General features: G+C 72.4%; 12 protein-coding genes. 5 read left to right on the top strand and 7 right to left on the bottom strand.

The window, feature by feature from the left end; translation table 11 throughout:
* Nucleotides 1-434: 434 nt before the first annotated feature.
* Complete coding sequence (locus OG898_RS31055; protein ID WP_250738003.1) at nucleotides 435-2,090, top strand: GMC oxidoreductase; 1,656 nt, start codon at nucleotides 435-437, stop codon at nucleotides 2,088-2,090.
* Between the two features lie 96 nt (nucleotides 2,091-2,186).
* Here OG898_RS31055 and OG898_RS31060 read toward each other — a convergent pair whose 3' ends face one another.
* The 5 genes from OG898_RS31060 to OG898_RS31080 all read right to left on the bottom strand — a co-directional run bounded on the left by OG898_RS31060 (nucleotide 2,187) and on the right by OG898_RS31080 (nucleotide 6,274).
* Nucleotides 2,187-2,666: a carboxymuconolactone decarboxylase family protein gene (locus tag OG898_RS31060; RefSeq protein ID WP_250738006.1), complete on the bottom strand. Its 480-nt coding sequence runs from the start codon at nucleotides 2,664-2,666 to the stop codon at nucleotides 2,187-2,189.
* Nucleotides 2,663-3,745: a dihydrodipicolinate reductase gene (locus tag OG898_RS31065; RefSeq protein ID WP_266961457.1), complete on the bottom strand. Its 1,083-nt coding sequence runs from the start codon at nucleotides 3,743-3,745 to the stop codon at nucleotides 2,663-2,665. The genes OG898_RS31060 and OG898_RS31065 overlap by 4 nt, the downstream gene beginning before the upstream one ends.
* A 64-nt stretch (nucleotides 3,746-3,809) precedes the next feature.
* On the bottom strand, nucleotides 3,810-3,986 hold the full coding sequence (locus tag OG898_RS31070; protein WP_250738011.1) for a DUF6126 family protein: 177 nt from the start codon (nucleotides 3,984-3,986) through the stop codon (nucleotides 3,810-3,812).
* Nucleotides 3,987-4,003: 17 nt separating this feature from the next.
* Nucleotides 4,004-4,669, bottom strand: coding sequence for a helix-turn-helix domain-containing protein (locus tag OG898_RS31075; protein WP_250738014.1), 666 nt, complete (start codon nucleotides 4,667-4,669; stop codon nucleotides 4,004-4,006).
* A gap of 75 nt (nucleotides 4,670-4,744) precedes the next feature.
* Entirely contained in the window at nucleotides 4,745-6,274 is a 1,530-nt protein-coding gene (locus OG898_RS31080; protein ID WP_266961458.1) for an ATP-dependent DNA ligase, read from the bottom strand.
* A gap of 485 nt (nucleotides 6,275-6,759) precedes the next feature.
* Between OG898_RS31080 and OG898_RS31085 the strand changes: the two genes are divergently transcribed.
* The 3 genes from OG898_RS31085 to OG898_RS31095 all read left to right on the top strand — a co-directional run bounded on the left by OG898_RS31085 (nucleotide 6,760) and on the right by OG898_RS31095 (nucleotide 11,449).
* Entirely contained in the window at nucleotides 6,760-9,486 is a 2,727-nt protein-coding gene (locus OG898_RS31085) for an alpha/beta fold hydrolase (RefSeq protein ID WP_266961460.1), read from the top strand.
* The gene (locus OG898_RS31090) at nucleotides 9,483-10,415 is read left to right on the top strand and encodes an ABC transporter permease (RefSeq protein WP_250738022.1); all 933 of its coding nucleotides are present in this window, start codon (nucleotides 9,483-9,485) and stop codon (nucleotides 10,413-10,415) included. The genes OG898_RS31085 and OG898_RS31090 overlap by 4 nt, the downstream gene beginning before the upstream one ends.
* Before the next feature lie 128 nt (nucleotides 10,416-10,543).
* Complete coding sequence (locus tag OG898_RS31095) at nucleotides 10,544-11,449, top strand: carbonic anhydrase (protein ID WP_266961462.1); 906 nt, start codon at nucleotides 10,544-10,546, stop codon at nucleotides 11,447-11,449.
* A 12-nt stretch (nucleotides 11,450-11,461) separates the two neighbouring features.
* Here OG898_RS31095 and OG898_RS31100 read toward each other — a convergent pair whose 3' ends face one another.
* The gene (locus OG898_RS31100) at nucleotides 11,462-12,412 is read right to left on the bottom strand and encodes an aldo/keto reductase (protein WP_250738027.1); all 951 of its coding nucleotides are present in this window, start codon (nucleotides 12,410-12,412) and stop codon (nucleotides 11,462-11,464) included.
* Nucleotides 12,413-12,654: 242 nt separating this feature from the next.
* On the opposite strand from OG898_RS31100, the gene OG898_RS31105 reads away from it, so the two are divergent.
* Nucleotides 12,655-13,647 carry a hydroxyacid dehydrogenase gene (locus OG898_RS31105; RefSeq protein WP_266961466.1) on the top strand — a complete coding sequence of 331 codons (993 nt, stop codon included), beginning with the start codon at nucleotides 12,655-12,657 and terminating at the stop codon, nucleotides 13,645-13,647.
* A 130-nt stretch (nucleotides 13,648-13,777) separates the two neighbouring features.
* Here the strand turns inward: OG898_RS31105 and OG898_RS31110 are convergent, their stop codons facing one another.
* Nucleotides 13,778-14,788, bottom strand: coding sequence for a quinone oxidoreductase (locus tag OG898_RS31110; RefSeq protein WP_266961468.1), 1,011 nt, complete (start codon nucleotides 14,786-14,788; stop codon nucleotides 13,778-13,780).
* Between the last annotated feature and the right edge of the window lie 84 nt (nucleotides 14,789-14,872).

The following is a 14,872-nucleotide window of genomic DNA, read 5'->3' on the forward strand; positions in this document are numbered from 1 at the left end:
GGAACAGGAGCACCTGCCGAAGGTAAAAAGATTCGCGCGCCGATCACGGGCCCACCTTGCGGTTTGTCGCTTTTCGGCCCCGGAGCCCGCGGGATGCAGCCACGACGGAGTGGCTGGGTGCGCCGAGCACCCCGCCACCCCGGAGCGGCGCGGCATCCCGTAACGCGTTCGACTTCTGACGTGGTGGATTCGGGCGGACACGCCTCGGCCGCGCGGCCCTCCTCGCCGCCGTTTCCGTCACTGCAGGATGACCGGCCGTGCACAGCGGGTGGTCGTTCCCAGCGTCCGATGGGACTTTCGACGCCGTCGCGCGGGCCTCGAACCGGCACCGCCCACGGCTGCCGCCGGCGAAAGACGCCTTGACGTATCTAGTGACTTCGCAAGCACTCGGCAGTAGAACTCGTTCTCATTCCGCCTAGAGTGAGGAAGCTCACATGAGCGACAAAGGCCTGCACAAAACGAACCAGAACGGCGTCTCCCGTCGAGGATTTCTCGGTAGAACGGGTTCCATCCTGGGTGCAATGGCCCTCGCGGGTCAGATCGCCCCGTCTCAGGCCCAGGCCGCCACGGCCGGCGCGGCCGCCGCCGGCCCGATCGACAACGGAGCGCACGTACCGGCCCTCGTGATCGGTACCGGGTACGGCGGTTCCGTCGCCGCCCTGCGGCTCGCCCAGGCCGGCGTCGACGTCCACATGATCGAAATGGGCATGGCCTGGGACACCCCGGGCTCGGACGGCAAGATCTTCTGCAACACGACCACCCCGGACTACCGCGCGTACTGGCTCCGCACCAAGACCAAGGCGCCGCTGAGCAACTTCCTGGGCTTCCCCATCGACAAGGCCGTCCCGCGCTACACCGGCATCCTGGACGCCGAGGAGATGGGCGGGATCATCGTCTACCAGGGCCGCGGCGTCGGCGGCGGCTCGCTGGTCAACGGCGGCATGGCGGTCACCCCGAAGCGCGCGAACTTCGGCGCCGTCCTGCCGACCGTGAACGCGGACGAGATGTACGACACCTACTACCCGCGCGCCAACGCGGGCCTCGGGGTCAGCCTGATCGACCCGGCCTGGTTCGAGAGCGTCGACTGTTACCAGTTCTCCCGCGTGGGCCGCAAGCACGCCCAGCGGGCCGGGTTCCCCTTCGTCTTCGTCCCGGACGTGTACGACTGGGACTACATGGAGCAGGAAGCGGCCGGGACCGTCCCCAAGTCCGCCGTCGCCGGTGAGATCCTCTACGGCAACAACGCCGGCAAGAAGTCCCTCCAGCAGACCTACATCGCCCAGGCCAAGGCCACCGGCAAGGTCACCATCTCGCCCCTGCACAAGGTGACTTCGGTCTCCCCGGCCTCCGGCGGCGGGTACACGGTCGTCATCGACCAGATCAACACCACCGGCGACACCGTGGGCACCAAGACCGTCGTCGCGGACAAGGTGTTCTTCGCGGCCGGCAGCGTCGGCACCAGCAAGCTGCTCGTCCGGCTCAAGGCCACCGGCGCCCTGCCCAACCTGAACAACGAGATCGGCAAGGGCTGGGGCGACAACGGCAACGTCATGTGCGGCCGGGCCAACCACATGTGGGACGCGACCGGCAAGGTGCAGGCTTCCATCCCCTGCGGCGGCATCGACAACTGGGACGCGGGCGGCGCCTTCGCCGAGGTGGCGCCGCTGCCGACCGGCATCGAGACGTACGCCTCGTTCTACCTGTCGATCACGAAGAACCCGAACCGCGCGGAGTTCACGTACAACGCCTCGACGGGCGGGGTCGAGCTGAACTGGCAGACGGCCTGGAAGGCTCCGTCCATCGCCATGGCGAAGACCATCTTCGACAAGATCAACTCGAAGGAGGGGACGATCTACCGGACCGACCTCTTCGGCACCAACAAGATCTGGGGCGACCACCTCACCTACCACCCCCTCGGCGGCGCGGTCCTGGACAAGGCCACCGACAACTACGGCCGTCTGCACGGCTACACCGGCCTGTACGTCATCGACGGCGCGCTGATCCCCGGCAACACCAGCGTCAACCCGTTCGTCACCATCACGGCGCTCGCCGAGCGCAACATCGAGAAGATCATCGCCACCGACATGTAAGGGCGGCGGACAGCACGAAGGCCGGGGCCGTCGGACTCTCCGACGGCCCCGGACCCGTGTGCGCACCGCACGCGCTCCGCGCTCGGCGGCCCGCGCTCAGTGGCCCGGCAGCACGCAGACGCTGTCCAGGCCGAGCACGTGGTTGAGCCGGCCGAAGGCCAGCCAGGAGCCGATGCTCATCGTCAGCTCCACGATCTCCACCTGGCTGTAGCGGGCCGTCATCCGCTCCCAGAACTCCTCGTCCAGGCCGTGGTGGTCCAGGCAGTACCGCTCCGCGTACTCCGCCGCGAGCCGGGTGCGCTCGTCGAAGCGGTCCGTGGTGCGCCACTCGGTGACGGCCTCGGGGAACTCGTCCTCGACCTTCTCCCCGTCCCGGTCCGTGCGCCAGTCCAGGCAGAAGATGCAGCCGTTGATCTGCGCGACGCGCAGCCGCGCCGCCTCGAACTCCCGCAGCCCCAGGGTGGTGTGGGCGTACACCGACAGGGAGAAGTTGGCGGCGGCCATGCCGATGCCGGGGACCAGGTCGCCCCACACGTACTCGATGGGGTGCTGGCCTTCGGGTATGTCGATCCTCATGACAGTTTCCTTCCGAGTTTGCCGACGGCGGGGCGCAGGGGGACGTCCAGGGCGTCGTAGAGCCCCGGTTCGGCTTCCACCAGCCAGTCGATGGCTCCGACGAGGCGCCCGACGGCGGTGGCGTTGCCTCCGGCGGAGCGGTTCTCGCCCTCGTCGGTGGCCTCGATGGTGACCTCGATGTGCGGGCGGCCCTCGATGATCACCCGGTGGGCGCCGTCGCCGCCGTCGGGCGGGGTCGGCCAGTCGGGCGCGCAGGAGGCGTGGATGCGGGTGACGTGCTCGATGACGATGCGGGGTTCGCCCTCGACGATCCCTTGCACCTCGAAGCGGATGGCACCCTGGGTGCCTCCCTCGAACTCCCCCATCGTGCGCGTGGTGACGGTGGCGTCGAGGGCGCGGCGCTCCACGGTCTCGCGTATGTCGTCGAGTTCGACGCCCAGGGCCCGGGCCATCATCCGGATCTGCCCGCCCCACACCATGGTCGGGATGGACGGCATGAGCATCATCGGCTCGTAGTCCATGGGCTGGCCCATGCCGATGAGGTAGCGGACGGAGTCCGGCTGGTCGTAGGTGGAGTAGTCGAAGATCTCCTGGCACCGGATGACGTCGATCCGGGTGCCGAGCCCGCTGAGCAGCAGCGGGAGCACGTCGTTGCCCCAGCCGGGGTCGACGCCGGAGGCGAAGAGCGAACCGCCGCCCTCCGCGACCGCGGCGGTCACCGGATCGAGGAACTCCGGTGGGGCGCTGCGGTAGTCGTAGAGCGGATAGAGGGCGGGGCTCACGACGACGGCGCCGGAGCGGATCGCCCGGGTGATGTCGGCGAGCGCGTCGTCGGGGCGGATGTCGCCGGACGCCGCGTAGACGACCGCCTGCGGACGGGCCGCGAGGACCGCCTCGATGTCGTCGGTGGCCGCGACGCCCGTCTCGTAGTCGAGTTCGCCGAGTTCACCGGCGTCGCGGCCGACCTTTTCTGGATCGTGGACGATGACGGCGGCCAACTTCAGCGCCGGATGGGCCTCTACGGCACGGATGGCCAAACGGCCGACGTTGCCGGTACCCCAGACAACCGTGGAAATCATGCGCGGAGGGTAGCTTCAGGACCTGTAGGTTCCTAGAGCCGTGTACGGAAATTCCGGCCCGCTGTCACTGGTTTTGCGCACCCAGCACGAAGAGCAGGTAGACGAAGAACGCGAACAAGTGGCCCACGAACAAATAGGCGATGAGCCGGATGATGAGACCGCGCGGGAACTTCGACTGCTGCGCCTGCTTCGTGTCCGGCGCCTGCGCGTCCTGAGCCTGCGTGTCCTGCGTATCGGGCATGGCGTACGGCTCCTCGCCTATCGGTGGTGTGTGGTCGTGCCGGTGCCGCCGCCGAGGCACAGACCGGCGAGGCTGCTCTGCAGCAGGGTGTGGACGAACAGCAGCTCCGCCCCGGAGGTCGAGGCCGCGCCGATCCGGTGCGCGGTGAGCGAGTCGAAGTGCGCGCTGTCCCCGGGCTCCAGCAGGTACTCGGTCTCCCCCAGGTGCAGCCGCAGCCGCCCCTGCAGCACGTACAGCCACTCCTCCCCCGGATGTACGCGGACCAGCTCGCCCTGGCTGCGGCCGTAGGGGACGTGCACGCGCAGCGCCTGCATCCCGCGGCCGGAGCCGCCGGCCTGCCAGTAGGTCCAGCCGTCCGCCTCGCGGGCGCCCGGCCCGCCGGCCCGTACGATGGGATCAGCTACGGCCGGGGTCTCCCCGAGCAGCTCCGAGACCGTCGTGCCGTACGTGCGGGCGAGCCCGAGCAGCAGCGGCAGCGAGGGCTGGCGGCGGCCGGTCTCCAGCCGCGACAGGTGCGCCGGCGAGAGCCGGGCCCGGGCGGCGGCGGCCTCCAGGGTGAGCCCGGCCCGGCGGCGCAGATCGCGCAGCTGCGGGGCCACGGTGGGCAGCTCGGCGTCGGGGGCGGTGGCATCGGGGGTTGGGTCGGCCGCTTCGTCGGGGCCGGGGGCAGGACCGGTTGTCATGCCCCGATTGAGCCAGATACTTACCTCCCTGGCAATCCACCTTGCCTCTGAGGCAAATCACCCCACCTCTCCCCCTCACGGTGTGCCGAGCACCGTCTCCACCGTGTCCGCGTCCTGGGCCCGCTTGTCGGGGCGGTGGCGCAGGACGCGCGCGAAGCGCAGGGCGACCCCGGCCGGGTAGCGCGGGGAGCGCTGCAGGCCGTCGTAGGCGATCTCCACCACCAGTTCGGGGCGCACCCGGATCGTGTAGCCGTCGTCCTCGACCGCGAGCTCGGCGAGCCGCTCGGTCTGCCAGCGCAGCATCTCGTCGGTGAGTCCCTTGAAGGTCTTGCCGAGCATCGCGTAGCCGCCGTCGGCGGTCCGGGCGCCCAGGTGCAGATTGGACAGGAGACCGGTGCGCCGGCCGTGGCCCCGTTCGACGGCGAGCACCACCAGGTCGAGGGTGTGCACCGGTTTCACCTTGAGCCAGTGTTTGCCGCGCCGGCCGGCCGCGTAGACGGAGTCGAGGGCCTTGAACATCACGCCCTCGTGGCCCCGGCTCAGGGTCCGCGTCCAGAACTCCTCCGCCTCGGCCGCCTGCGCCGCCGGGTCCTCGACCACGAGCCGGCCGACCTGGAACTCCTCCGGCACCAGGGCGGTGAGCTCCGCGTACCGTTCGCGCACCGCCAGGTCGAGGAGCACGCGGTCCCCCGCCGCCAGCACGTCGAAGAAGTAGGGGACGACCGGAAGGGTCCGCCGGGCGGCCTCGACGTCGGTGCGGGAGCCGACCCGGCTCGCCACCTCCTGGAACGGCACCGGGCGCCCGTCGGCCGGGGAGCGGCCGATGACCTCCCCGTCGAGGATGAACCGGTCCCCCGGAAAGGAGCGGGCCAGCTCGGCCACTTCCGGCAGCCGGCCGGTGATCTCGTCGAGGGAGCGCGTGTACACCCGTACGTCGTCCCCCTCGCGGTGGACCTGCACCCGGATACCGTCGAGCTTCTCCTCCACCGCACACGGCCCGAGCGCGGCCAGTGCCTCGGCCACCGACTTGGCGGTGTTCGCCAGCATCGGCTGGACGGGCTGCCCCACGCGCAGGGTGACCTCGCGCAGGGCCGCCGCCCCCTCGGCGAGCACGGCCGCCGCCACCCGGGGCAGGGAGCCGTCGAGCATCGCGGCCCGGCGCAGGGCGGCGGCGGGCACCCCGGCCGCGGCGGCGACCCCGTCCAGGGCCACGGCGTCGAGCGCGCCCTGGCGCACCTCCCCGCCGAGCAGGCTGCGCAGGAACCGCTGCTCGGCCTCGGTGGCGGCGCCGAGCAGCGCGTCGAGGATCCGGCGCTGCTCGGCCTGGGCGCCGGCCCCGGCGACGGCGGCGAACCGGGTCACGGCCTCGTCGACGGCCGTCACGGTCAGGGTCGGTTCCACAGCCGGCGGCGTCTCCTGGGCCAGCGCCCGCCAGCCGATCCCGGGGCGTCCCTGCGGGAGCCGCCCGGCGAGGTACGAGACCACCAGCGCAGCCTCCTCGGCGGGCGCGGCGGCGAACAGCTCCGCGAGCAGGGCGGTCTTCCCTGACCGGGCGGAGGTCTCACCGACCTCCCGGGACACCCGCGCAACCTCGGCCAGCAACATGCGGCCATCCTCCCGCCACACAGCCCGCACCGCAGCCCGACCCACCCAGCCTCGCCGACGCCTGCGGCGCGAGGTCCGGCACACCCAGCCCTTGCCGACGCCTGCGGCGCGGAGTCCGACCCACCCAGCCTCGCCGACGCCTGCGGCGCGAGGTCCGGGGCGGAGCCCGGCACATCCAGCCTCGCCGGCGTTTGAGGCGCGGGGTCCGGGGCGGAGCCCCGGTTTCGGGAAGGGGCGGGGTGGGGAAAAAGTCGCCCCCGGCCCGACCCCGCCGGGCTTCCCGACTCCGGATCCGCCCCGGCCCCGGCCCGACCCCCGGTCCCGGTCCGGACCCCCGACCCCGGTCCGGACTCCCGGCCCGGACTCCCGGCCCCACCACGTACCGCAGCCGCGGTATGCCGACCGCCCGGCGTAGTCCTTGAGGACGTCCGCAGTTCAGCCTGCGGGAGCGCGGCCACCGGCGGCCTGGCGCTTAGGGTTCCCGTATGAAGCTCCGACTGCCACGCCGCCGCCGAAGCCGCCTGCTCGCGGGCGCGGCCGCGCTCGCCGTCGTCGCGGGGGCGGGCACCCTCACGGCAACCGCCGCGGCCGGCGACGCCCCGTCCGTGCGCCGCGAGGACAAGGTCCTCGACATGCCCGGCGCCGGTATCGACATCTCCTACTTCACCAGCGGGGACACCGAGGGGGACGGTGGGGCGAAGCGTCCCGCCGTGCTCCTCGCCCACGGTTTCGGCGGCAGCAAGGAGGACATGCGCCCGCAGGCCGAGCGCCTCGCGCGCGACGGCTACGCGGTGCTGACCTGGTCGGCGCGCGGATTCGGCCGCTCCGGCGGGAAGATCGGGCTGAACGACCCCGCGTACGAGGTCAAGGACGTCTCCCGGCTGATCGACTGGATCGCCGCCCGGCCCGGGGTGCGGCTCGACGCGGCGGGAGATCCGCGCGTCGGCATCGCGGGCGGCTCCTACGGCGGGGCGGTCTCGCTGCTCGCGGCCGGCAACGACCCGCGCGTGGACGCCATCGCCCCCTCGATCACCTACTGGAACCTCGCGGACTCCCTCTTCCCCGGCGACGTCTTCAAGAAGCTGTGGGCGGGCCTCTTCTTCACCACCGGTTCCGCGGGCGGCCTGCAGCCGGGGGCTTCCGGTCCGGGCGCCGCCCCGCAGGCGGCCCCGCCCGCGCCCGGCTGCGGACGCTTCCAGCCGGAGCTGTGCGCCATGTACGAACGGGTCGCGGTGGCAGGCAAGCCCGACCCCGAGGCCCGCGCCCTGCTGGAGCAGCGCAGTCCCTCGGCGGTCGGCGGCGCGATCAAGGTGCCGACCCTGATCACGCAGGGCCAGGACGACTCCCTCTTCCCGCTGGACCAGGCCGACGCCATGGCCCGGGCGATCGCCGCCAACGGTGCGCCCGTCTCGGTGGACTGGGCGGCCGGCGGTCACGACGGGGGCATGCGCGAGGCGGACCGGGTCGAGGACCGGGTGAAGACCTGGTTCGACCGGTACCTCAAGGACGACACGGCCGTGGACACCGGCCCCGCCTTCCGCGTCTCGCGCTCCGGCGGCATCGACTCCACCAACGGCCGGGTCACGCTGCGCGGAGCGAGCGGCTCCACCTATCCCGGGCTGCTGTCCGGGCCGCGCGAGTTCGCCCTGACCGGCCGGGAGCAGACCTTCGCCAACCCGGCGGGCGGGGCCCCGCCCGCGCTGTCCGCGCTCCCGGGCATCGGCGGGCAGCTCGCCGCCCTCGGAGGCGGCCTCTCGCTGGACTTCCCCGGGCAGAACGCCCGGTTCGAGTCGGAGCCGCTGACCGGGGAAACCCGGATCACCGGGACCCCGACCATCACCCTAAAGGTGAGGTCTACGGCTGCGGACGGTTCGGCCGTTCTGTTCGGCAAGGTGTACGACGTCAGCCCCGACGGCCGCCAGCAGGTGCTGCCGAGTCAGCTGGTGGCCCCGGTGCGGGTGGAGGGCGCGCAGCAGGACAAGACCGTCGAGCTGCGGCTGCCCGCGATCGACCACGCGGTCGAGGCCGGGCACCGGCTGCGGCTCGTCGTCGCCGCCACCGACCTCGGCTACGCCTCTCCGGCCGCGCCGGCGACCTACACCGTCTCGGCGCAGGGCCCCCTGGCCGTGCCCGTCGCGGGCGGGGTGCGCGCGGCGTCCTCGGGACTGCCCGCCTGGACCTGGTGGATGCCGCTCGGGGCCGCGCTGCTGGCCGCCGCGCTGGTGGGGATCCGCAGGACCGGCCGGGGGCCGGGCGGCGGCCGGGCGGGGGCGGCGCAGCCCGACCCGGCGCTGGCCGACGTACCGCTGGAGATCACGGGGTTGACCAAGCGTTATGCGAAGGCGCAGGACCGGTACGCCGTACGGGACCTGTCCTTCCGGGTGGAGAAGGGCCAGGTGCTCGGCCTGCTCGGGCCCAACGGCGCCGGCAAGACCACGACCCTGCGGATGCTGATGGGCCTGATCACTCCGGATGCCGGGGAGATCCGGGTCTTCGGGCACCAGGTCCGGGCCGGCGCGCCCGTGCTCTCGCGGGTCGGGGCGTTCGTTGAGGGTGCCGGCTTCCTGCCGCACCTGACGGGGCGCGCCAACCTGGAGCTGTACTGGCAGGCCACGGGCCGCCCCGCCGCGGACTCCCACATGGAGGAGGCCCTGGAGATCGCCGGGCTCGGCGACGCGCTGGAGCGGGCGGTGCGCACGTACTCGCAGGGCATGCGCCAGCGCCTCGCGATCGCGCAGGCCATGCTCGGCATGCCGGACCTGCTGATCCTCGACGAACCGACCAACGGTCTGGACCCGCCGCAGATCCGCGAGATGCGCGACGTGATGATCCGGTACGCGGCCGGGGGGCGGACGGTCATCGTCTCCAGCCACCTGCTGTCGGAGGTCGAGCAGTCCTGCACGCACCTGGTGGTCATGGACCGCGGCCGGCTGGTCCAGGCGGGCGAGGTCTCCGAGATCACCGGCGGCGGGGACGTCCTGCTGGTGTCGCTGGCGCAGCCGGTGGACGAGGCGGTGGTCGGGAAGATCGCCGCGCTGGAGGGAGTGGAGTCCGTGGCGAGCGCCGAGGACGGTCTGCTCGTACGGCTGGACGGCGCGAGCGCCGCCGAGCTGATCGCCGAACTCGTACGGCTGGAGGTGCCGGTGTCGGGAGTGGGGCCGCACCGGCGGCTGGAAGACGCGTTCCTCACCCTGATCGGAGGCGCGGCATGAACACCGTGACGGATGTGAACGCGCACGAGAACGCGGGCTCGCCCGCGAACGGCGACGTGACGCCGGACGGCATCGGCCGCGAGGTCGCCCACGGCTACCGGGCGAACCGGACGCTGCCGCTGCGCGTGGAAGCGCTGCGGCAGTGGCGCCGGCGGCGGACGCTGGTGATGGGCGGCATCCTGGCCGCTCTGCCCTTCATCCTGATGATCGCCTTCGCGGTCGGCGGCGGCCCCGGCAGCCGGGGCGGCGGCGACGGCCGGATCACCCTGATCGACACGGCGACGGCCTCGGGCGCGAACTTCGCGGCCACCTGCCTGTTCGTGTCGGCCGGGTTCCTGCTGGTGGTGCCGGTGGCGCTGTTCTGCGGGGACACGGTGGCCTCCGAGGCCAGCTGGTCCTCGCTGCGGTACCTGCTGGCCTCGCCGGTGCCCCGGGCCCGGCTGCTGTGGAGCAAGCTGGTGGTGGCGCTCGGGTTCAGCCTGGCCGCGATGGTGCTGCTGCCGCTGGTGGCGCTCGCCGCGGGTACGGCGGCCTACGGATGGGGGCCGCTGGAGCTCCCCGCGGGCGGCTCGCTGCCGGCCGGGGACACCATCGGGCGGCTCGCGATCGCCGTGGCGTTCGTCTTCGTGTCGCAGCTGGTCACGGCCGGGCTGGCGTTCTGGCTGTCGACGCGGACGGACGCGCCGCTGGGCGCGGTGGGCGGGGCCGTCGGTCTGACGATCGTCGGCAACGTGCTGGACGCGGTGACCGCGCTGGGGTCCTGGCGGGAGTTCCTGCCGGCGCACTGGCAGTTCGCCTGGGCCGACGCCCTGCAGCCGCAGCTCGAGTGGGGCGGGATGATCAAGGGGACGGTGGTGTCGGTGTCGTACGCGGTGGTGCTGTTCGCGCTCGCGTTCCGCGGGTTCGCGCGCAAGGACATCGTGTCCTGAGGTTCGGCCGTCGGGGGCCGACCCGGGCGGCCCCGCGTGTGCCTGCCGCGCCGACGGCCCGTACCCCCGAAGAATCGCCTCGGTCAGGACGTACGGACGCGTCCGAACGGCACCGAGGGGTACGACCCATGGACAGAGCAGGACTTCCGCCGCGCAGGTTCGTGCTGACGGGTGGCCTCACGGCCGCCGCGGCCCTGCTCACGGGCTGCTCGGCCAAGAGCGCCCCGAAGGCGACGACGGCCGCGCCCGAGCCGCGGCCGAGCACCCCCGAGGGCGCGTACAGCCGCCTGATGGAGGGCAACAAGCGCTGGGTGAGCGGCAGCCTCAACCACCCAGACCGGGACCCGGACCGCCGTGGGCTGGTGGCGCAGGCGCAGGATCCCTTCGGCGTGATCCTGGCCTGCATCGACTCCCGGGTGCCGCCGGAGCTGCTCTTCGACACCGGGCTCGGCGACCTGTTCGTGCTGCGCACGGGCGGGCAGGCGGTCGGCCCGGTGGTGACCGGGTCGGTGGAGTTCGGGCCCATGACGGCGGGCACCCCGCTGATCATGGTCCTCGGGCACCAGCGCTGCGGGGCCATCGACGCCTCGTACAAGGCGTTGCGGGAGGGCAAGCCGCTGCCCGGCAACCTGCGGGCGATCGAGGAGGCGCTGGTGCCGGCGTACGAGCTGACGATCAAGGACCCGGGCGCCGACCCGGTCGACACGATGATCCGCAATCAGATCAAGGTGACGGCGGACGACCTGCGGGGCAACGCGGATCTGGCGCCCCTGGTGGGGAAGGGCTCGCTGGCCGTGGTCGGCGCCTACTACTCGCTGGACACCGGCCAGGTGGAGATCCTGACGGGGGCGCCGACGGGGAGCGCTTCCGCCAGCCCGTCGGCCAGTACCTCGGCCAGTACCTCGGCCGATGCCTCCGGGAGCGCCTCGCCGAGCCCGTCTGCATCGGATTCCGCGTCCGCATCCCCGTCAGCGTCCGCATCCGCGTCCCCGTCCGGGTCTGCTTCTGTCAGTCCGTCGCCCGACGCCTCCTGAGGGCGGGACCGGTCAGCCCGCGGCACCTCCCGCGACGGCGTCGACCTCCGCCAGGAGTTCGGCGTCGAGCGGCCGGTCCGCGACGGCCGCGTTGGCCCGTACCTGCTCGGCGGACGTGGCACCCGCGATGACGGAGGCACAGCCGGGCTGGGCGGAGAGCCAGCCGATGGCGAGTTCCAGGACGGTGCGCCCGTGCTTGTCGGCCAGCGCCGCGAGCGCCTCCACGGTGTCGAGGCGCTCGTCGGTGAGGTAGGCGTCGCGGCCTTCGAGGCGGGAGCCCGCAGGGACGGGAGCGCCGCGGCGGATCTTTCCGGTCAGCAGCCCGTTGGCCAGCGGGAAGTACGGCAGGACGCCGACTCCGTAGTGGAGGGCGGCCGGGACGAGCTCGCGCTCCGCCGATCGCTGGAGCAGCGACCATTCGTTCTGGGCCGATACGAAGGGTGCCGCGCCGGTCTCGCGGGCCACGTGGGCGGCTTCGGCGAGCTGCCAGCCGCTGAGGTTGGAGTGGCCGATGTAGCGGATCTTGCCTTCGGTGACGAGTTCGGTGAGCGCGGCGAGGGTTTCGGCCACGGGAACGGCAGGGTCCGGGCTGTGGAGTTGGTAGAGGTCGATGTGGTCGGTCTGCAGGCGGGTCAGGGACGCTTCGACGGCGCGCCGGATGTAGGCGCGGCCGCCGCGGGAGCCGGCGGCGGGTCCGTAGCCCATGTCCACGCCGTCGTAGCCGAACTTGGTGGCCAGGACGACCTGGTCCCGGCGGCCCTTGAGGGCCTCGCCGAGGTGGGTCTCGGAGCCGCCGGCGCCCCCGTAGATGTCGGCGGTGTCGAGGAGGGTGATGCCCGCGTCGAGGGCGGCGTCGACGACGGTGCGGGTGGCCCGGGCGTCGAGGCGACCGCCGAAGTTGTTGCAGCCGAGCCCGATCGCCGACACCTGAAGACCTGAACTGCCCAGGGGGAGATGGCGCATTTTCTTTGTTCCTCCGCACTCGTCCGGCACATGATCGGCAGGACGGCAGTGTAGAGCGCACCCGTCCCCCGTCCCCGGGACGGGGGCCCGCACCGGTGGAGAATTTCACACGATCGCAAAAGACTTCGCGTGACCATCGGGACTTCGGATCTCACCGCAGGAGCCGCCAAGTGACCCACCCCGCCTCCGACTCCGTCCTCTCTCCCCTTCCCGCGCCCCGTCGGCCGGTCACCGTACTCGCCATGAGCGCCCCGACCCGGGCCGCCGTCCTCGGGGAGCGGATCCTTCCGGAGCTGGTCCGGGTCGCCGATGTGGACCCCGGGCTGCTCGTCACCGACTTCGGCTCCGCCCGCTCCGAGGACGCGCTGCGGCAGCGGCTGGCCGTGGCCGAGGTCCTGTTCACCGGGTGGGGCTGCCCTCCGCTGGACGCGCGGGCGCTGGAGCTGATGCCGGAGCTCCGGGCGGTCGTGCACGCCGCCGGCAGTGTCAAACACCATGTCACCCCGGCCTGTTGGGAGCGGGGGCTGCTCGTCTCCAGCTCGGCCGCCGCGAACGCCCTGCCGGTCGCGGAGTACACGCTCGCCGCCATCCTGTTCGCCAACAAGCGGGTCCTGGACTCCGCGCACGCCTACCGGGCCGCCCGCGGCCCCGTCGACCCGCTGCGCCACTACCCCGCCGTCGGCAACTACCGCCGTACCGTCGGCCTGGTCGGCGCCTCACTGATCGGCCGCCGCGTGCTGGAGCTGCTGCGCCCCTTCGACCTGCGGGTGCTCGTGCACGATCCGTACGCCGATCCGGCCGAGCTCGCCGCCCTCGGCGCCGAGGCCGTCGCCCTGAACGAACTGCTCTCCCGGAGCGACGTGGTGAGCCTGCACGCTCCCGAGCTGCCGCAGACCCGCCGGCTGCTGAACGCGTCCCGGCTGGCCCTGATGCGGGACGGGGCCACCCTCGTGAACACCGCGCGGGGCTCGCTCGTCGACACCGCGGCGCTGACCGGGGAGCTGGTCTCGGGGCGGCTGCACGCCGTGCTCGACCACACCGAGCCGGAGGTGCTGCCCGCCGACTCCCCGCTGTACGACCTGCCCAACGTGCTGCTCACCCCGCACGTGGCCGGTTCCCTGGGCGGGGAACTGGACCGGCTGGCGCTGTCGGCGGTCGAGGAAGTGGAGCGCTACGCCCGGGGCCTCGGCTTCCGCCACACCGTCGACCGCGACCGGCTCGGCCGGTCGGCCTAGGTGGTCAGACACCCGCCAGAACTTGATCTCGGCCTGCTGAGTGCCTGACGCTGTCGGGGATCTTGGCGATGACGGTCGGCCATGCCCTCGCCATCCCAGTCTCCAAGATCCCCGACCTCGTCACCCGCGATCAGCTCTGCGTCTCCTCGCGGCGTCCGACAGCGGCCGCACCGGGTACGACGAGCAGCTTGCCGGTGGTACGCCGAGCCTCCAGATCGCTGTGGGCCTGGGCGGCCTCGGACAATGCGTAGCGGCCCGTTACGGCGACCTCGAGCGCCTTGGAGCGCACCCACTCGAACACATCGGCGGCCCGTCGGAGCAGTTCGGACCGATCGGCGATGAAGTCCCCGAGGCTGGGCCGGATCAGGGTCAGCGAACCGCCGTGGGCGAGCCGAATCGGATCGAACGGCGGCACGGCACCACTTGCCGCGCCGAAGAGCACGAGATGGCCGCGGGTTCGCAGGCTGGCGAGGCTCGCATCGAAGGTGTGCGCGCCGACGCCGTCGAAGACAACCGGCAGTCCCTCACCGCCGTTGAGCCGCCTCACCTCGGCTGCGAGATCGTCGACCGCGGAGGAAAGGATCACCTCGGCGGCCCCGGCACGCTTCGCCAGCTCGGCCTTCGCCGTGGTCGACGTCGTGCCGATCACCCTGCCGCCGAGATGGGTGATGAGCTGGGTCAAGAGCAGCCCCATGCCACCGGCAGCCGCATGCACGAGCACCGTGTCGCCCCCCTGAACCGGGTAGGCGTCCTTGATGAGATAGTGCGCGGTCATGCCTTGGAGGAGCACGGCGGCGGCTGTCTCGAAGTCGATGTCGTCGGGCAGCGGCACCAGCCGGGAGGAGTCCACGACGGCCCGCTCGGCATACGTGCCGGGAATCTCCACCCAACCGACCCGGTCCCCGACTGCGACGTCGGCGACGCCGGGTCCGACTTCGACGACCGTGCCGGCGCCCTCAGCGCCCGGGGTGAAGGGCAGCGGCAGGCTGTACCGGCCTTCGCGGTGGTAGACGTCGAGGAAGTTGACCCCGGATGCGGCGACCTCCACGACCGCCTCGCCCGGACCCGGCCGCGGCTGGTCCACCTCGACCTCCTGCAACACCTCGGGACCGCCCACTTCGTACACCTGAATCGCTCGCATGGCTCTCCAATAACAGCTCGTCCCCCGCCACCCCGTTGATGGCGATTAACGGCTCATCCCCCACCAACCCCGTTGATGGCGATC

Source organism: Streptomyces sp. NBC_00193, from assembly GCF_026342735.1.
Lineage (GTDB): Bacteria > Actinomycetota > Actinomycetes > Streptomycetales > Streptomycetaceae > Streptomyces > Streptomyces stoeckheimensis.

Excerpts from the sequence above, each read along its gene's own strand:
- OG898_RS31090 (WP_250738022.1), top strand. The coding sequence starts at position 9,483 with ATGAACACCGTGACGGATGTGAACGCGCACGAGAACGCGGGCTCGCCC.
- OG898_RS31055 (WP_250738003.1), top strand. The coding sequence starts at position 435 with ATGAGCGACAAAGGCCTGCACAAAACGAACCAGAACGGCGTCTCCCGT.
- OG898_RS31080 (WP_266961458.1), bottom strand. The coding sequence starts at position 6,274 with ATGTTGCTGGCCGAGGTTGCGCGGGTGTCCCGGGAGGTCGGTGAGACC.
- OG898_RS31110 (WP_266961468.1), bottom strand. The coding sequence starts at position 14,788 with ATGCGAGCGATTCAGGTGTACGAAGTGGGCGGTCCCGAGGTGTTGCAG.
- OG898_RS31075 (WP_250738014.1), bottom strand. The coding sequence starts at position 4,669 with ATGACAACCGGTCCTGCCCCCGGCCCCGACGAAGCGGCCGACCCAACC.
- OG898_RS31060 (WP_250738006.1), bottom strand. The coding sequence starts at position 2,666 with ATGAGGATCGACATACCCGAAGGCCAGCACCCCATCGAGTACGTGTGG.
- OG898_RS31100 (WP_250738027.1), bottom strand. The coding sequence starts at position 12,412 with ATGCGCCATCTCCCCCTGGGCAGTTCAGGTCTTCAGGTGTCGGCGATC.
- OG898_RS31065 (WP_266961457.1), bottom strand. The coding sequence starts at position 3,745 with ATGATTTCCACGGTTGTCTGGGGTACCGGCAACGTCGGCCGTTTGGCC.
- OG898_RS31095 (WP_266961462.1), top strand. The coding sequence starts at position 10,544 with ATGGACAGAGCAGGACTTCCGCCGCGCAGGTTCGTGCTGACGGGTGGC.
- OG898_RS31105 (WP_266961466.1), top strand. The coding sequence starts at position 12,655 with ATGAGCGCCCCGACCCGGGCCGCCGTCCTCGGGGAGCGGATCCTTCCG.
- OG898_RS31085 (WP_266961460.1), top strand. The coding sequence starts at position 6,760 with ATGAAGCTCCGACTGCCACGCCGCCGCCGAAGCCGCCTGCTCGCGGGC.
- OG898_RS31070 (WP_250738011.1), bottom strand. The coding sequence starts at position 3,986 with ATGCCCGATACGCAGGACACGCAGGCTCAGGACGCGCAGGCGCCGGAC.